The organism is Affinirhizobium lemnae, from assembly GCF_022968395.1.
Taxonomy (GTDB): domain Bacteria; phylum Pseudomonadota; class Alphaproteobacteria; order Rhizobiales; family Rhizobiaceae; genus Neorhizobium; species Neorhizobium lemnae.
In genome coordinates this window covers 23,168-36,425 of the sequence record NZ_JALJQZ010000009.1, presented here as the reverse complement: position 1 = coordinate 36,425, position 13,258 = coordinate 23,168, and the positions used below count along the sequence as shown (strand labels likewise).

The window sequence follows — 13,258 nt, the reverse complement described above, 5'->3', positions numbered from 1 at the left end:
GGACAGCGCGGTTACAGTTGCCGAGTTCACAGACCTGCGCTTGGCACCTGTTGAGAATCCGAACCAGCACTACCCATTCTAATTAAAAATCACACTAAATTACCGACCAGTGGAAAATCGCACTGATCGGTCTCTAGGCGTACCGCAGTGGCATTTCTCAGACTAGTCAGCGATGCTGGTGACGTGTACCCCTATATCACGGTCGAATTTGTTGGCCGGTTAAAGTCTGCGTGGGGATTGATAGCAGACGCACTTATCCAGGCATGATTATGCCGGATACTTGGGAGCGGGATATAGAGATGAAAATCGGTTCTCCGAAAGAAATTTTTCCGGGCGAAGCCAGGGTCTCAATGACGCCTGACAGCGCCCTTCAGCTTCAAAAGCTGGGATATGAATGCCTCATCGAGACGGGCGCGGGTAAAGCCGCCGGTTTTTCCGACGAAGCCTATGCCAAGGCAGGTGTGACTGTAGTAGAGAACGCCGCCGCTCTCTATGGCTCGGCGGATTTCATTGCCAAGGTGCGTCCGCCGGAGCAATCCGAAGTGGAGCTTCTGGGGCCTGGCAAAACGCTGATCTCGTTCTTCTATCCCGCCCAGAACAAGGAGCTTCTCGAGGCTGCCAATGCCAAGGGTGCGAACGTCATTGCCATGGACATGGTGCCGCGCATTTCCCGCGCACAGAAGATGGATGCCCTGTCCTCCATGGCAAACATCGCCGGTTACCGCGCGGTGATTGAGGCCGGTAACAATTTTGGCCGCTTCTTCACTGGTCAGGTTACGGCGGCAGGCAAGATCCCGCCTGCCAAGGTGCTCGTTATTGGCGCCGGCGTCGCCGGTCTTGCTGCCGTTGGAACCTCGGTTTCGCTTGGCGCGATCACCTATGCCTTCGACGTTCGTCCGGAGGTGGCCGAGCAGATCGAATCCATGGGCGCTAATTTCGTCTTCCTCGATTTCGCCGGTCCTGCCCAGGATGGCGCCGCAACGGGCGGCTATGCCGCACCGTCGTCGCCAGAATTTCGCGAGGCGCAGCTCAAGAAGTTCCGTGAACTCGCGCCCGACATCGATATCGTCATTACGACCGCCCTCATTCCTGGCCGCGATGCACCAAAGCTTTGGCTGGAGGATATGGTCGCGGCCATGAAGCCGGGCTCGGTGATCGTGGATCTGGCCGCAGAGCGCGGCGGCAACTGCGATCTGACTGTGGCTGACCAGAAGATCGTGTCTCCAAATGGCGTGACCGTCATTGGTTACACGGATTTCCCCAGCCGCATGGCAACGCAGGCGTCCACGCTTTATGCGACCAACATCCGTCACATGATGACGGATCTGACGCCCGCCAAAGATGGTGTGCCCGTCCACAACATGGACGATGACGTGATCCGCGGCGCAACGGTGACGAAGGAGGGTGCCATCACCTATCCGCCACCGCCGCCGAAGATTCAGGCGATTGCCGCGGCCAAGCCGAAGGAAAAAGTCAAGGAACTGACGCCTGAGGAAAAGCGTGCGGCGGAAGCTGCAGCTTTCAAGGCCCAGACCCGTAACCAGTTCACCCTGCTTGCCGTCAGCGGTGCGCTCATTTTGCTGGCCGGGCTCTATGCGCCTGCCAGCTTCATGAGCCACTTCATCGTTTTTGTGCTGTCCTGCTATGTCGGCTTCCAGGTCATCTGGAATGTGTCGCATTCCCTTCATACCCCGCTCATGGCGGTCACGAACGCGATTTCATCGATCATCATCCTGGGCGCACTGATGCAGATCGGTTCGGGCAGCATTCTGGTGATTATCCTGGCCGCACTCTCCGTCTTCATGGCGGGGATCAACATCTTCGGTGGCTTCATGGTCACCCGGCGCATGCTCGCCATGTTCCAGAAGTCTTGAGGGCAGGGGGAGCCACATGGAATACGGATTTACAACAGCCGCCTATGTCGTTGCGGCGGTTCTCTTCATTCAGTCCCTGGGCGGGTTGTCCGGCCAGGAAAGCGCCAAGCGCGCGGTTTGGTATGGCATTGTCGGCATGGGGCTTGCCGTTCTGGCCACGCTTTATGGCCCAGGCGCTGGCAACTGGTTCCTGTCGCTGGTCATGATTGCCGCGGGCGGCGCCATCGGTTGGGTCGTGGCGCAACGCGTACAGATGACGGAAATGCCACAGCTTGTCGCGGCCATGCACTCGCTGGTCGGTCTTGCGGCAGTGTTCATCGGCTTCAATGCGCATATCGAATTAGGCCGTGTTCTGGCCATGGACGAGACGGCGCGCCATTCGCTGGAAGGCTTTGCCGCAATTCTGGCCCATAAAACGCATGTCGAGCAGGTCATCCTGAAGGTCGAAGTCTTCCTCGGCGTGTTTATCGGTGCGGTCACGTTCACTGGCTCGGTCATTGCCTTCGGCAAGCTGGCGGGCAAAGTGGACGGCAAGGCGACCAAGCTTCCCGGCGGTCACCTGCTCAATGCAAGCGCTGCAATCCTGTCTGTCATCCTGCTGTTTCTCTATGTCAGCGGGGCGGGCATCTGGACATTGCTTCTGATGACGCTGCTGGCCTTTTTCATCGGCTATCACCTCATCATGGGAATTGGCGGCGCTGATATGCCCGTTGTCGTGTCCATGCTCAACAGCTATTCCGGCTGGGCGGCAGCTGCCATCGGCTTCTCGCTTTCCAACGATCTGCTGATCGTTGTCGGCGCGCTCGTCGGTTCGTCCGGTGCCATCCTCTCCTACATCATGTGCAAGGCCATGAACCGTTCGTTCGTATCGGTCATCCTTGGTGGTTTCGGCGGAACGACTGGCCCTGCCATGGAAATCAGCGGCGAGCAGATTGCCATTGATGCGGAAGGCGTGGCCAACGCGCTGAACGATGCCGATAGCGTCATCATCGTTCCGGGTTATGGCATGGCGGTTGCCCAAGCACAGGGTGCCGTGTCTGAACTAACCCGCAAGCTGCGTGCGGCAGGCAAGGAAGTGCGCTTCGCAATCCATCCTGTTGCGGGCCGTCTGCCGGGGCATATGAACGTGCTGCTGGCTGAGGCGAAGGTACCATACGACATTGTTCTTGAAATGGACGAGATCAACGATGACTTCCCGAATACGGATGTTGTCATCGTCATTGGTTCGAACGACATCGTCAATCCTGCGGCCCAGGAAGATCCGAATTCGCCCATCGCCGGAATGCCGGTTCTGGAGGTGTGGAAAGCCAAGCAGGTCTTCGTGTCCAAGCGCGGTCAGGGCACGGGCTATTCCGGCATCGAGAACCCGCTGTTCTTCAAGGAGAATACCCGCATGTTCTACGGTGATGCGAAGAAGTCGGTGAATGAACTGCTGCCGATGATCAAATAAGATCCATCGACCAGGCGCAAATTGGGAGGCGGAGCTGGCAACGGCTCCGCCTCTTTCGCTTGACTTGTCATAAATCTTCGCTTTCCATCTAGATGAAACAAAGGAAAGCGAAGCGAAAATGCTGCTCACCCCCCGGCAGGAAGAGATCGTGGCATTGGCCAAGACGGCAGGGCGCGTGTCCGTTGAGGATCTCGCAGCGCGTTTCTCGGTCACGCCACAGACCATTCGCAAGGATCTGAACGATCTTTGCGATGCTCGCGCGCTCACACGGGTCCACGGCGGCGCCATTTTTCCGAGCGGCAACGAAAATGTCGAATACGAAGCCCGCAGGGCAATCGCATCAGGAGCAAAGCAGGATATCGGACGCGCTGCCGCCGGGCTCATTCCGGACAATTCGTCCCTGTTCATCAATATCGGCACTACCACCGAGGCTGTGGGCGAGGCGCTCACCGAACGCAACGGCCTCATGGTCATTACGAATAACATCAATGTCGCCAATCGCTTGCGGATTTTTCCGCAGATCGAGGTGGTCATTGCAGGCGGCGTCGTTCGCGGCTCTGACGGCGGCATTGTGGGCGAGGCTGCGGTCGACTTCATTCGCCAATTCAAGGTGGATTTCGCTGTCATCGGCGTGTCTGCAATCGATGAAGATGGCGCACTTCTCGACTTCGATTTTCGCGAAGTGAAAGTTGCTCAGGCCATAATTGCCAATGCACGCCATGTGATCCTGGTATCGGATGCAACGAAGTTCGAGCGGACAGCGCCGGTGCGCATAGGGCATCTATCGCAGGTTCATACGTTCATAACGGATCAATGCCCGTTGGAGAGAATCCGTACAATCTGCCTGGAGAACGACGTTCGGCTCATCGAAACCTCAGAATAAGGCACTTTCGGAACTAGTTCGCTTAATCTTCGTTTGACATTCGTTTTTGATGCGATTTTAATATCGATGTTTTCGCATGTGCGAACAACAAATGTTGGAGACGGGTTGTGAGCGAAGTTCTGGATCTTTTCGTCATCGGTGGCGGCATCAACGGCTGCGGCATTGCACGCGACGCGGCCGGACGCGGCTATTCCGTTGGACTTGCCGAGATGAATGACTTCGCGTCCGGAACTTCCTCTGGCGCAACCAAGCTCATTCACGGCGGTCTTCGTTACCTCGAACATTATGAATTTCGTCTGGTGCGGGAAGCGCTGATGGAGCGTGAAGTCTTGTGGGCCATGGCGCCGCACGTTATCTGGCCCTTGCGTTTCGTGCTGCCCTATCAGAAGGGCGGCGTGCGTCCGGCCTGGCTCATCCGGCTCGGTCTTTTCCTGTATGATCACCTTGGTGGTCGAAAGCTTTTGCCTGCAACGAAGACGCTGGACCTGAAGAAGGACGAGGCCGGCAAGGCGCTGAAGCCGATTTTTGGACGCGCTTTCGAATATTCCGATGGCTGGGTCGATGATGCCCGCATGGTGGTGCTGAATGCCCGCGACGCCGCCAATCGTGGCGCCCGCATCTTCAACCGCGCGAAGGTCGTTTCGGCGCGCCGCGACGGCGGCATCTGGAATGTTACGCTGCGACATGCCGAAACCGGCGAGACCTCATCCATCCAGGCTCGCATGTTGGTCAACGCTGCGGGGCCATGGGTCGATCAGGTTCTGAACGGTGTAATGGGCAAGAACAATGCGCACAATGTTCGCCTTGTGCAGGGCTCCCACATCATCGTCCGCAAGAAATTCAACCATTCTCGCGCCTACTTCTTCCAGAATCCGGATAACCGCATCTTTTTCGCGATCCCTTACGAGGGCGAGTTCACGCTGATCGGCACGACAGATCGCGACTACAAGGAAGATCCGAAGGATGTTCGTATCAGTGCGGAAGAAATTACGTATCTCTGCAATGCGGCCAGCGAGTATTTCGCCGAGCCGGTCCGCCCATCGGATATCGTCTGGAGCTATTCTGCTGTTCGCCCGCTGTTCGATGATGGCGCATCGAAGGCGCAGGAGGCAACACGCGACTACGTGCTGAAAATCGAGGGCGAAGGTACAGATGCTCCGCTGCTTAACGTCTTCGGCGGCAAGCTGACGACCTATCGACGTCTGGCAGAACATGCTCTCGAAAAAATCGGCGAGAAGATCGGACTGAAGGGCCCGGCTTGGACCGCGGGCAGCAGGCTTCCCGGCGCTGATTTTCCGGTCGATGGATACGAAGCGCAGGTTCGGCAGCTTCGCTCCCGCTTTCCGTTCCTGGAGAAGATCCATGCGGAACGTCTGGTTCGATGCTACGGCACCGATGCAGGCAATATTGTTGGCCTTGCCGGTGTACCGGCTGACCTCGGTCGCCATTTCGGCGGTTCGCTCTACGAATGCGAAGTGCGTTGGCTCATTGAAAAGGAATGGGCGCGGACTGCAGAAGACGTTCTGTGGCGGCGCACAAAGCAGGGCCTTTTCCTGACGCCGGAACAGGTTGCCGACCTTGAGGCCTACATGATCAAAAAATGCGGCAGGCTTCACTAAGAACGCTACGCTTGTATTGCCCCGCCATGATTAACCAGCGTGCTTGAGTCGTCCAAGGTTGGTCGCTAAACCGATTCTCCAAACGGGAGACGATCATGAAGGCCATGTATTTCGAAAAGTTCGGGCAAACACCGGAAATCCGTAATGTGCCGGATCCGGAGCCGACATTTGGGGGCGTGGTCTTGCAGGTCGCGGCAACCGGTCTGTGCCGTAGCGACTGGCACGGCTGGAAGGGGCATGACTCCGATATCAACCTGCCGCATGTTCCGGGCCACGAACTGGCGGGTAAGGTCGTGGCGACCGGCAAGGGCGTCATGCGCTTCAAGGTGGGTGACCGCGTGACAGTGCCATTCGTCTCAGGTTGCGGCCATTGTGCGGAATGCCATTCCGGCAACCAGCAGGTTTGCCCAAGCCAGTTCCAGCCCGGTTTTACGCATTGGGGTTCCTTCGCTGAGCTCGTCGGCATCGACTACGCCGATACCAATCTCGTACACCTGCCTGAAGAAGTCGATGATGCAACGGCGGCGAGCCTTGGTTGCCGCTTTGCCACGTCGTTTCGTGCCGTTGTGGATCAGGCCCGCACCGGACCCGGGGATTGGGTCGCCGTCCACGGCTGCGGCGGCGTTGGATTGTCTGCCATCATGATAGCAGCGGCTCTGGGTGCCAACCCGATCGCCATCGATCTCTCTGAAGAAAAGCTGGAAGCAGCGCGCCAGTGCGGCGCTGTTGCCTGCATCAATGCTACAAATGTAACGGATGTTGTCGAGGCTGTGCGTGAGATCACCAAGGGCGGCGCACATGTGTCCATCGACGCCTTGGGCCATCCAACCACCTGCTTTAATTCCATCAAGAACCTCCGACGCCGTGGCCGCCATGTGCAGGTTGGTCTCATGGTGGATGATTATGCCACGCCGAAGATCCCCATGGCTCAGGTGATTGGCCACGAGTTGGAGATCTACGGCAGCCATGGCATGCAGGCATGGCGCTACGATGCGATGATGGCCATGATCCTGTCAGGCAAGGTCAAGCCGCAGCAGATGATTTCGAGACGGATCAGCCTCGAAGAGGCCATTCCGGAACTGATCACGCTCGATCAGGCCAAGGGCACCGGTATCAGTGTCATTACGCGGTTTTGACTGATCTCAGGTTCAACCGCTGAATCAGTTTGAGAAACGCGTCGACAGCCGCCTCCAGATCGCGGCTGTTGTCGATATCGTGAACCGGCAGATGACAGGGGATGCAGAGATCTGCGCCTCGTTTCAGGCGCTGGGCAATCTGCTCGGCATCCTCTCGTCCGCGAGATGCGAGCCGTTGGGCGATCACATCCGGGTCGGCTGTGATGTTGACCACGATTGTATTGGCAAAGCATCCGCCAAATAAAGGCAGGGCGGCGCGAGAACCGTTGACGATAACCGTCTGACCCGCATTGTAGGCTTCCGCGGCGGAGCGCAGAATTCCGTAGGAGAGGCCATGTGCTTGCCAATGGACGGCAAATGCGTCTGCGGCTGAAAGCCTTTCGAACTCGGAAACGGTTACGGCCTCATGGTCTTCACCGCCCGCATCCGCCGGTCTTGTGATCACGCGTCGCACGAAATGAACGCTTGCGTCCGCATGCAAGCGGTCTCGAAGAGCATTGATCAGGCTATCCTTGCCAACGCCACTCGGCCCAACGACTGCCAGCAAAGTGCCGTCCGTGTTCGCGCCACTCGAAACCATCAGGCTACTCGCTTTCCTTCACGCCATACAGACCGCACCACCGGTACGCCTTCGTGTCTGCGAACCCGAACGAGGTCTGCACGCAACCCTTCGGCAATCCGACCGCGATCATCAAGCCCAACCGTGCGTGCTGGCGTAGATGTTACCATGGCAAGCGCTTGCGGCAGGGAAATCGTTTCAACTTCATCGGCCAGAATGAACGGGGCGTGAAGCAGGCTGAGCGGTACGTAATCGGAAGACAGAACGTCCAGCACGCCAAGATGCGCCAGTTCCTTGGCTGCAATATTGCCGGAATGGGATTTGCCGCGCACGATATTCGGCGCCCCCATCAACACGCTCATGCCAGCCCTGTGCGATGCTTCGGCTGCCTCAAGGCTGGTCGGAAACTCCGCAAGGCGCACGCCGTGTTCGATTGCCTCATCCACATGGTCCAGCGTCGCATCGTCGTGGCTCGCAATGGTTATGCCGCGTTCACGGCACTGTTCGACGAGTGCCAGGCGATGGGGCGCTGCGTAACGCTCTGACAGAGCAACCCGTCGCGCCACGAACTCCGCAAACTCCGCATCCGTCAGGCCGCGCTTGGATTTGTAGTAGAGGATGTATTGATCCATCGACTGGAACTGGCGCTGTCCGGGCGCGTGATCCATCAGCGAGACGAGGCGCACGAAATCGTCTTCTGCAAAATCTGCGAAGTGCTCCAGAACATTGTTGGAGGATACCTCGCAACGTAGATGGAACAGATGGTCGGCGCGCAGGCGCTCATCTTTCTGGGCCTGCTGAATGGCTGTTGCGAGCTCGCGCATTTCGCCATGCTCGAAGCCTCCGTCTTCATCGGAGCCCATGCGCAGGCAGTCGAACACCGTCGTGATCCCCGATGTCACCACTTGTGCATCATGCGCCTGAATGGCTGACGTCGTATGCCAGCGAACGCCGGGACGGGGCGAATAATGCGTTTCCAGATGGTCCGTGTGCAGCTCCACGAGGCCGGGGATCAGAAAATCGCCGTCCAGATCTTCTCCTAGCTGGCTTAGATGGTCGTCGATTTCAAGGATTTTCCCATCCCGGACGCGAAGAGAGCCGTTCAGGACGCGATCTTCGAGAACGATACGGGCGTTGGTGAAAACGGTTTCAGACATGAGTTTGACCTTGCATGGGCTGCTTGCGCAGCGGGATTGTGTGTGGCTCGCTTAGTGGCGTACCGTGCCAATGAGCCGGGATCGCAGCGCGTTCGAGATGGCATCGAAGATGAAAACGACGAGGAGAATGAGAAGCACCATGTAGCAAACGTTCTCCCAGTTGGAGTTCGTGCGCATGGCTTCCCAGAGTTTCAGACCAATCCCGCCCGCGCCGACAGCACCGATGATGGTGGCCGAGCGTGTATTCGATTCCCAGAAGTAGAGCGCCTGCGATGCGAAGATCGGCAGAACCTGTGGCACGACACCATAACGCTGGATGACGAGCGGTGAGGCACCAACCGACTTTACGCCCTCGCGCTGCTTGTCATCCAGGTTCTCCAGCGCCTCGGCATAGAGTTTCCCGAGCGTGCCCGTATCGGTGAAGAAAATGGCCGAGATACCGGCCAGAGGTCCGGGACCGAAGGCACGGGTGAAGAACAGCGCCCAGATCAGCATGTCCACCGACCTCAGGAAGTCGAACAGCCGCTTGGTGAACTGGTTCAGCACTCGGTTGCGGGTAATGTTTCGGGCCGCGATAAAGGCAAGCGGGAAGGAAAGCAGCGTGGCCAGCACCGTGCCGACAAAAGCCATGACCAGGGTTTGAAGCAGCTTGCTCCACACGTCCAGATGCTGCCAGGACGGGTTATAGAGAATGTCGTTCCAGGCGAGCGAAAGGTTGCTTTGGCTCGAATCGATGCGCGGGCCGCTTGTCACAAGGGTAAGGATCTCACCGGGAGACTTGCCGAAGAAGGCGGAGTTGATGTCGAAGAAAAAGTTCGCCCAGCCAAAGAAGCGGTTGTGAATACGCACACGGTCCGCAGATACTTCCGCCCAGCCGGCGAAGCCAAAATAGGCATAGGCGCGACCACCGGCCATCCGCTGCTCTACCCACGTCGGAAGTGGCGCCTGCGCTGTTACTGTACCGGCGGCATTATCCAGCTTCAGTTCCACGGTTTCGCTGCCGCGCGTAAGAATGACAGACTGATGATCCACCACGATCTTGGCACTGCGACCAAGGTCGATGCTGGACTTTACGATGGCTGTTTCCGTGACCGGAGCTTTCGCAATGGTCGTGATGCTGGTTGCTGCTTCTGCCTTTGGCGCGTTTGCCATGAAGTTGAAGGCAGGTACCGCCGGTGCAGGTGCAGGCGCGGGGGCTGATGCGGAAGGAGCCTCCGGCTGCGCACTCGCAACGGGCTGTCGGGTCACGGTTGCGGTTTCGGACTTGATCCAGTCCGGGTTCGGGTTCGGCCCGATGGGATCGAACCGCGAATAGGTGATGGTGATGGCACCATCACGATCTATGTTGAGTTCCGGGCGGATTTCGTAGGAAACCCAGTCCGCGAGATAATTGCCGGCAATGCTGTAGTTGGCGCTTCCCAGAACCTTGCCGATGGAGAAAAACCACCAGCAGAACATGAAGTAGACAATCAGGCCCGTGGCGAGCAGCGGAGCGCGACAGGTCTTCCAGGTGCTCTGCGTCAGAAGGTGCTCGTGGCGGGCCGCCAGACGTTCGTATTCGGGTGTCGAAAGCAGGGTCATGGCGGTCACGCACTCATCTGGAAAGATTGCTCGCCCACCAGCTTCTTGCGCAGCCAGGCGGAAAACTGGTCCACAGCAATCACGGTCAGGAGAAGAAGAATGATCATGGCGATGGTTTTCGCCGCATCGCCCCGGCTGATCGAAAGTCGCAGAGCCTCACCGATACCACCGCCACCGACAGCGCCGATGATGGTCGAGGCGCGCACGTTGATCTCGAGGCGAAGAAGAATGTAGCTGGAAAAGTTCGGCATCACCTGCGGAACCATGCCGAACCACAGCCGCTCAAGCCAGTTGCCGCCGACGGCACGCAGACCTTCATCGGGCTTCATGTCAGCGTTTTCGACGACTTCGAAGAACAGCTTGCCCAGCGCACCGATCGTGTGGACGGAGATGGCGACAATGCCTGGAATGGGGCCGATGGAGAAGATCGCCAGAATGAAACCGGCAATGACGACTTCCGGAAATGCTCGCAAAACCTCCATGAAACGGCGCACCGGCCAACGCAGCCAGCGGCTTGGCGTCATGTTGCGTGCAGCCAGAAAGCAGAGGCAGAAGCCGCCCAATGCGCCGATTATCGTGGAGAAGATGGCAATGTTGACCGTCTCCAGCATGCGGTAGAAGTATTCCGGAATGTAAAAGCTGTCGGTCAGATAGTGACGGCCATCTGGATAGTCGTATTTCAGACTGCCATCATCGTAAGGGGAGGGCAGGTCGAACATCGCGCGGAAGATTTCCATACCGTCGCGAGGAACGAAGACCTGCAGAAAATCGAACAGATGCGGCAGCCGATCGAAGAATTTGCCGGAATTGGCATCGTTGGCATACCAGAGCGAACCTGAAAGAGCGATCAACAGGGCAAGGCTGCCAAGTACCGTATAGGTCCGGCGGCGGCCATTCAGCTCGCGCCAATGCTGCTCGACGAGCTGACCGCTTTGCGAAAGCACAGGACCGGACATTTTGCTGCTGTTCATGATCTGGCTCTTCTTGCGCGAAAAGGGAACGGCGGCCTCGACCAGCGAGGCCGCCGCCTGGTTGGTTGGCTGATCAGCCGCCGATGGTCGCCTTGCGAGCGTCGATGATCGGCTTGTAGAAGTCGACGTTTACTTCGGCATAGCCCTTGAACGCCCCGCCCTGGATGGCGGAGAAGCAGGCTGCGTCCTTTTTCGGCAGGTCCATCATGAAGGCAGTGATCTTCTTCTTCATGTCCGGTGTGATCGAGCTGCGAACAACGATCGGGCCATTCGGGATCAGCGGCGACTTCCAGAGCTCGACGAGGTCATCCATGTTCAGGATGCCCTTTTCCACCATCTTGCGCAGGTTGCCGGAAGTGTAGCCGTCCTTGAAATTGCCCACGCCAGAACCAAAGGTCGTACCGGCGTCGAAATTGCCCTTCAGCACTTCGAGAACGAGGTTCTCATGACCGCCGCCAAAGCCGGTAGAACCGACATACTGCTTCACGGGGACGTTACCGATGGCAGCAGGCAGTGTGACGGTCGGGATCAGGTAGCCGGAGGTGGAGTCCGGATCGGCAAAGCCCAGCTTCTTGCCCTTGATGTCGGTGACCTTGGTCATGCCGCTATCCTTGCGGGCAACCATGATCGAGTAATAGCCCATGGAGCCGTCGGTCTGAACGGTGGTGAAGATCGGCTCTACGGCCTTCGGATCTGCCAGATAGGCCTTGGCATAGCCAGCAGCACCAAGCTCTGCGTAGTCCAGCGTGCCACCAAGCAGGCCCTGGATGACGCCGTCATAGTCCGCTGCCGGGAAGAGCGAGACCTTCTCGAAGCCGAATTCCTTCTTCAGGTGATCGACAAGGCACTGGTTGTTGCGCAGGCGATCTGCTTCGTTCTCGCCGCCGATGAGGCCAATGCGGAATTCCTTCATGTCTGCGGCAGATGCACCACCCACCAGCGAAAGAAGCGCTGCGGCGGCAAGGAGGGTTTTCTTCAACATGGTTCGATCCCCTGTAACGGATGGATTGGTCGGAATTGAAAGCACTTGCCCTTGACGCGGGCTCTCGATCGTTGCGGATTACGCTGTGCCCGTGGCCCAGCGTATCTGCCCCGCAGATGTCTTCGTGCTGCCACTTGCAGCATCGGGAAGAGAGATGGAGGTCGAGGTCATGGCCTCGTCAATGCCGCCATGTTCGGAGCCATAGATGCGGCGCACGGCATCGGCATCCAGTTCGTTCGGTGTGCCGTCAAACACCACCTGGCCCTTCGCCATGCCAATGATGCGTTCGCAGTAGTTGCGCGCAGTATCGAGAGTGTGCAGGTTGGTAATGACGGTAATGCCCTCACGCTCATTGATCTCGCGCAGCGCATCCATCACGATCTTGGCGTTCAGCGGATCGAGCGAGGCGATCGGCTCATCGGCCAGAACCATATTCGGTGCCTGCATCAGGGCGCGGGCAATGGCAACGCGTTGCTGCTGGCCGCCGGAAAGTGTGCCTGCCGGTTGCAGTGCGGCCTGCTCTATCCCCAACCGCTCAAGCGCCGCAATCGCCATCAATCGCTCTTCACGGGTAAAAAGGCCAAGCACGCTGAGCGCGGTGGAGCGATGGTTCAGGCGACCCAGCAGCACATTCGTCAGAACATCCAGACGCGGCACCAGATTGAACTGCTGGAAGATCATGGCGCAGTCGCGATGCCAGCGCCGTAGTGGCGCACCTGTCAGCGTGGATACTTCCATTTCGCCGAAGCGAATGCTGCCCTCGGAAGGATCGACCAATCGGTTGATCATGCGCAATAAGGTGGATTTGCCAGCCCCCGAACGCCCGATGATGCCGACCATCTGGCCCGATGGGATATCCAGGGTAACCCTGTCCACGGCGGTATTTGTGCCGAATTTTCGTGTCAGGTTTTCCAGCTGAAAGTGCATGGTTTGTCCTTCGTCCTTCATTGACGCCAGAGCATCGGACCGCAAAGTGGGAACCGGTTTTCGGTCCGATGCGAAAACAAAAGCCTCGCTCACCCTATCGGCTCCGCCCGATTGATCCG

General features: G+C 58.1%; 11 protein-coding genes. 5 read left to right on the top strand and 6 right to left on the bottom strand.

Annotation, left to right across the window (positions count from 1 at the left end; all coding sequences use genetic code 11):
• Nucleotides 1-299 precede the first annotated feature (299 nt).
• The 5 genes from MUU53_RS07885 (at nt 300) to MUU53_RS07865 (ending at nt 6,962) form a co-directional block, all read left to right on the top strand.
• Complete coding sequence (locus MUU53_RS07885; protein ID WP_247260415.1) at nt 300-1,874, top strand: Re/Si-specific NAD(P)(+) transhydrogenase subunit alpha; 1,575 nt, start codon at nt 300-302, stop codon at nt 1,872-1,874.
• A gap of 16 nt (nt 1,875-1,890) precedes the next feature.
• A complete protein-coding gene (locus MUU53_RS07880) occupies nt 1,891-3,324 on the top strand; it encodes an NAD(P)(+) transhydrogenase (Re/Si-specific) subunit beta (RefSeq protein WP_247260414.1) in 1,434 nt (477 codons plus the stop codon).
• A gap of 118 nt (nt 3,325-3,442) precedes the next feature.
• A complete protein-coding gene (locus MUU53_RS07875) occupies nt 3,443-4,207 on the top strand; it encodes a DeoR/GlpR family DNA-binding transcription regulator (protein ID WP_247260413.1) in 765 nt (254 codons plus the stop codon).
• Nucleotides 4,208-4,314: 107 nt separating this feature from the next.
• The gene (gene glpD, locus MUU53_RS07870; protein ID WP_247260412.1) at nt 4,315-5,826 is read left to right on the top strand and encodes a glycerol-3-phosphate dehydrogenase; all 1,512 of its coding nucleotides are present in this window, start codon (nt 4,315-4,317) and stop codon (nt 5,824-5,826) included.
• Nucleotides 5,827-5,921: 95 nt separating this feature from the next.
• Nucleotides 5,922-6,962, top strand: a complete 1,041-nt coding sequence (locus tag MUU53_RS07865; RefSeq protein ID WP_247260411.1) for a zinc-dependent alcohol dehydrogenase family protein — start codon at nt 5,922-5,924, stop codon at nt 6,960-6,962.
• On the opposite strand, the gene phnN is transcribed toward MUU53_RS07865, so the two are convergent.
• The 6 genes from phnN to phnC all read right to left on the bottom strand — a co-directional run bounded on the left by phnN (nt 6,949) and on the right by phnC (nt 13,139).
• The gene (gene phnN, locus MUU53_RS07860) at nt 6,949-7,542 is read right to left on the bottom strand and encodes a phosphonate metabolism protein/1,5-bisphosphokinase (PRPP-forming) PhnN (RefSeq protein WP_247260410.1); all 594 of its coding nucleotides are present in this window, start codon (nt 7,540-7,542) and stop codon (nt 6,949-6,951) included. The genes MUU53_RS07865 and phnN overlap by 14 nt on opposite strands.
• Nucleotides 7,542-8,678 carry an alpha-D-ribose 1-methylphosphonate 5-triphosphate diphosphatase gene (locus MUU53_RS07855; protein WP_247260409.1) on the bottom strand — a complete coding sequence of 379 codons (1,137 nt, stop codon included), beginning with the start codon at nt 8,676-8,678 and terminating at the stop codon, nt 7,542-7,544. The genes phnN and MUU53_RS07855 overlap by 1 nt, the downstream gene beginning before the upstream one ends.
• Nucleotides 8,679-8,729: 51 nt before the next feature.
• A complete protein-coding gene (phnE, locus tag MUU53_RS07850; protein ID WP_377307338.1) occupies nt 8,730-10,268 on the bottom strand; it encodes a phosphonate ABC transporter, permease protein PhnE in 1,539 nt (512 codons plus the stop codon).
• Nucleotides 10,265-11,230 (bottom strand): phosphonate ABC transporter, permease protein PhnE, encoded by a 966-nt coding sequence (gene phnE / locus MUU53_RS07845; protein WP_247260408.1) that lies wholly within the window; start codon nt 11,228-11,230, stop codon nt 10,265-10,267. Before phnE (MUU53_RS07845) ends, phnE (MUU53_RS07850) begins: the two co-directional genes overlap by 4 nt.
• A 73-nt stretch (nt 11,231-11,303) precedes the next feature.
• Entirely contained in the window at nt 11,304-12,212 is a 909-nt protein-coding gene (gene phnD, locus MUU53_RS07840; protein ID WP_137133161.1) for a phosphonate ABC transporter substrate-binding protein, read from the bottom strand.
• 78 nt (nt 12,213-12,290) lie between these two features.
• Nucleotides 12,291-13,139 (bottom strand): phosphonate ABC transporter ATP-binding protein, encoded by an 849-nt coding sequence (gene phnC / locus MUU53_RS07835; RefSeq protein ID WP_247260407.1) that lies wholly within the window; start codon nt 13,137-13,139, stop codon nt 12,291-12,293.
• Nucleotides 13,140-13,258: the final 119 nt, after the last annotated feature.